Origin of the sequence: Streptomyces alkaliphilus, from assembly GCF_014141535.1 — a bacterium.
Classification (GTDB): Bacteria; Actinomycetota; Actinomycetes; order Streptomycetales; family Streptomycetaceae; genus Streptomyces; species Streptomyces alkaliphilus.
On sequence record NZ_VKHT01000913.1, the window covers coordinates 1 to 2,022 of the forward strand.

Annotated in this window: 2 protein-coding genes; both read left to right on the top strand. The window is 73.8% G+C overall.

The features are described 5' to 3' along the window. Nucleotides 1-104: 104 nt before the first annotated feature. A complete protein-coding gene (locus tag FNQ90_RS21070) occupies nucleotides 105-1,148 on the top strand; it encodes a HAMP domain-containing sensor histidine kinase (RefSeq protein WP_182607798.1) in 1,044 nt (347 codons plus the stop codon). A gap of 481 nt (nucleotides 1,149-1,629) precedes the next feature. Then, the coding region (locus FNQ90_RS21075; protein WP_407699410.1) for a 2-oxoglutarate dehydrogenase E1 subunit family protein at nucleotides 1,630-2,022 on the top strand (393 nt) is incomplete at its 3' end.

A 2,022-nucleotide genomic window follows, 5' to 3' on the forward strand; every position in this document is an offset into this window, starting at 1 on the left:
CCGCTCCTCCCCCCGACGGGGAGGTCGGTCCGCGGGGGCGCCGGTCCACCCCGGGATCACCGCGCCCCTCCCCCGCGCGCCGGCTGTGGGCCGCGCTGCGTCCGATGGACCCGCTGCGCTCGGTGAAGGCCGCTCTCGGCTGGTTGGTGATCTCCTCGGTCACCATCACCACCGTGCTCATCCTGCTGGCCCACCGCTCCTCCCTGGAGTTGCGGATCATCGCGATCATCGCCGTCATCTCCTCGCTGCTGATCACGCAGTTCGTGGCGCAGGGACTGGCCGCGCCGATCACCGAGGTGACCGCGGCCGCGCGGGCCATGGCCCGGGGCGAGTACGGCCGACGGGTCCGGGTGCGCCGGCGCGACGAGCTGGGTGAGCTGGCCCGCGCCTTCAACCGGATGGCGGCCGACCTCCAGGCCGAGGATCAGCAACGCCGCGATCTGGTCGCCAACGTCTCCCACGAGTTGCGTACGCCCATCGCCGGGCTGCGGGCCGTGCTGGAGAACGTCGTGGACGGGGTCTGCGAACCGGACCGCGGGACGATGGCCGGCGCGCTGCGGCAGACCGAGCGGTTGGGGCGCATGGTGGAGCAACTGCTCGACCTCTCCCGCCTGGAGAACGGCGTGGTCGCGCTGCGCCCCCGGGCACTGGACGTCGAGGGCTACCTGGGTGACCTGTTGCGGGACGCGGACGTGGCCTTCGGCCGCGGCCACGCCCGCCCGGACGTGCGGTTGGAGCTGGACGTCCGCCCGACGGCGACGGGGGACCGGCCGGGACTGATCGCGCACGCCGATCCGGAGCGGCTCGAGCGGGTGGTGGCCAACCTGGTGGACAACGCCATCAAGCACAGTCCACAGGGCGGCACCGTGACGGTGCGGGCGCGTCCGGGTCGACAGCGCGGCGGGCTGGAACTGGAGGTGTTGGACGAGGGCCCCGGCATCCCCTGTGACCAGCGGGAGATGGTCTTCGAACGGTTCGGGCGCGGCTCGGGGCCCGGTGGCCCGGCGCGCGACGGCGGCACCGGTCTGGGGCTGGCGATCGCCCGGTGGGCGGTGGACCTGCACGGCGGCACGATCGGGGTGGCGGAGTCCAAGCGGGGGTGCCGCATCCGCGTCACCCTCCCGGGTGATCAGGGTTCCGCCGGGTGACATAGGGTCGCGGTGGAGGACGGCCCGGACCGTCCGGCGCCCCGGCTCGGTCGGGAGCGCCGTCGCCCTCCCGACCCCCGGAGTTCCCGGGCCGGTCCGGGAGCGGCGCGGCGGGCCCGGGGGCGACACCGGTTCGTCGCCGGCCGGTCACCCGCGGGCCGGCCGGTGATCGGTGCGCGTACACCGGGTCCGGTCGGGTAGGGGTCGAACGGGAGACCCCATGCGCGGTCACCCTCCGTGCGGAGACGGCTGCGCCGACGCCCTGTCGCAGTCGCGCCCGGTCCTTCCCGAAAGCGATCCGGTTGCGACCAAACCCCGCTTCTTTCCCGTCGATTCGTGGATCAAAACACGGCAGGCAACCCCTGTGAGTGTGATGTACGCGACGACTGCGCCGTTGGGACTGCGCCGGGGCATCCGAAAGGCGTAGCCTTGATTCCCGCTGTCCCATCACCTTGCGAAGCGGAAGAGGGCGGTTGCCGCCGTGTCGCCACAGTCCCCGAACACGTCAAGTGTCTCCACCGACCAGGCCGGATCAGGAAACGGCCCCGCGGCCGGGTTCGGCGCCAACGAATGGCTGGTGGACGAGATCTACCAGCAGTACCTCCAGGACCCCAACTCCGTGGACCGGGCCTGGTGGGACTTCTTCGCCGACTACCGCCCCGGCTCGGGCAACGGCAAGGGTGAGGAGCACCCCGAGGCCCGGACCCCCACGGGCACCGACGCGCCGACCCCCGCGGTGACCGAGGAGCCGACCGGCGGGACCGCCGCCCCGAAGACCGCGGGGACCGGGGCGAAGGCCCCGGCCGCCGACGCCTCCGCCGCCGAGTCCGCGGCCCCGGCGAAGGCCCCCTCCCGGGAGGAGGCCGCCCCGAAG

What these genes read in the sequence shown, in the direction of transcription:
- FNQ90_RS21070 (WP_182607798.1), top strand. Translation starts at nt 105, where the DNA reads ATGGACCCGCTGCGCTCGGTGAAGGCCGCTCTCGGCTGGTTGGTGATC.